This is a genomic window from Bradyrhizobium sp. P5_C11_2 (genome assembly GCF_054049755.1).
This window is the reverse complement of sequence record NZ_JBFULT010000907.1, coordinates 1-1,797: the sequence shown is the minus strand read 5'-3', so window position 1 is coordinate 1,797 and position 1,797 is coordinate 1. Positions and strand designations below refer to the sequence as shown.

Genomic DNA, 1,797 nt, shown 5'->3' with positions numbered 1-1,797 from the left:
GACCAAGATTGTCCCAGACGCCTGCGAGAATGCTCTCGATCTCTGCAGGCGATTTCTCCGGAAATGCGGCGGTTAGATTGGCTCGACCGATCTTTTGCTCTCGCATCATGGGCCCGATTGAGCGAGTGATCCGAGCGAACAAGTTGGCGGTCTTGGTCGGATCGAAATGGCGAGCGGTACGCAGTATTCCGATCATCAACGCGCCCACCGCCGCTCGGCCCAGGGCTTTGGTCACGTCGCGAAATTGGGACCTAGTCCGCATAGCAACGACAATCTTGGCTTACACTTTTGGCTTTCCACGGGCTTCAGCGCGCGTCCTCATACCACCGATACGCGATGCAACTGCCCTATTTTGTTAACGAATTGCTTCTCTCAAAGCCTTTGAAGAGGGAGCGGGAGCCGTCCGAATGCCCGCCAGTTGGGCTCTGTTTGCCTCCTTTAACTTACACCTTCGGGGGTAAGGGAGCTGACTGTAAATCAGCCGCCTCATGGCTTCGCAGGTTCGAGTCCTGCCTCCCCCACCAACTATCTTATTGATTTGTAATTGAGTTCTGTCATGGCCTAGTTCGTTTCATCGACGGGCGGCGTCAGCCGATCAGTGGGCTTGGAAGTGGCCTTCACGCGTTCGCGCAGGCGCTGGAACGTCACGTAGAGCATCGGGACCAGGAAGATTCCGATCGAGCTCGCCGCCAGCATGCCCGCAAACACGGCCGTGCCGACGGCCCTGCGGCTGAGCTCGGCGGCGCCGGTTGCCATCACGAGCGGCAAAAGACCGAGGATGAAGGCGACTGACGTCATCATGACCGCGCGGAAGCGCATGTGGGCGCCCTGGATCGCGGCCTCGTTGAGCGCCGTGCCCGCCTCACGTTGCTCCTTCGCGAATTCGACGATCAGGATGCCGTTCTTGGCGGCGAGTGCGATCAGGACCACGAGCCCGATCTGGCCGTAGAGGTCGAGGTTGAGGCCGGCGATCTTGATGCCGACATAGGAGCCGAGCACGCCGACGACGACGGACAGCAGCACCGGGATCGGGATCACCGTGCTCTCGTAAAGCGCGACCAGGAATAGATAGGCGAACAACACGGCGAGCATGAGCACGATGCCGGTCTGGCCGGCGGCTTGTTGCTCCTGATAGGCGGTGCCGGTCCACGCGAAACTGTAGCCCGCAGGCAGCACGGCGCCGGAGATCTTCGCCATGGTGGCAATCGCCGTGCCCGAGGAGACGCCCGGCGCCGGGCTGCCGTTGACCGTCACCGAGCGATAATTGTTGTAGCGGGTGATCACCTGAGGTCCGGTGACGATCTTGATGCCGGCCAGCGACCGCAGCGGCACCATCTCGCCCGTATTGTTGCGCACGTAGATCCGCCAGATGTCCGAAATGTCGGCGCGATCAAACGCTTCGCCCTGAACGTTGACCTGCCAGGTGCGGCCGAACAGGTTGAAGTTGTTGACGTAGATACCACCGAGCGTCGCCTGCAGGGCGGTGAAGATGTCGTTGATGGCGACGCCGAGCGCCTGTGCCTTGCGCCGGTCGATGTCGAGATACAGCGACGGATTGGTCGCGGTGAAGGTCGAAAATACGCGGGTGAGCTGCGGATCGGCGTTGGCGGCGCTGATCAGCGCACCCGTCACGCTGGCGATCGCGGCCGGGCTTTGCCCTTCCAGCGCCTGAAGCTGGTATTCGAATCCGCCGCCGGTCGAGAGCCCGATGATCGGCGGCAGGTTGAATGGCAGCACGTTGGCCTGCCGGAGCTGCGCACCGGCCGCGAACGTGCGTCCGATCAAGGCCTGGGCCGA

At 61.9% G+C, this 1,797-nt stretch carries 2 protein-coding genes; both read right to left on the bottom strand.

The features are described 5' to 3' along the window. Nucleotides 1-262: LpxL/LpxP family acyltransferase (locus tag ACXJL8_RS40140; protein WP_456686936.1), on the bottom strand; the 262-nt coding region annotated here is incomplete at its 3' end. Between the two features lie 299 nt (nucleotides 263-561). Next, nucleotides 562-1,797 (bottom strand): efflux RND transporter permease subunit (locus ACXJL8_RS40135; protein ID WP_456686935.1); only part of this gene is annotated, 1,236 nt, incomplete at its 5' end.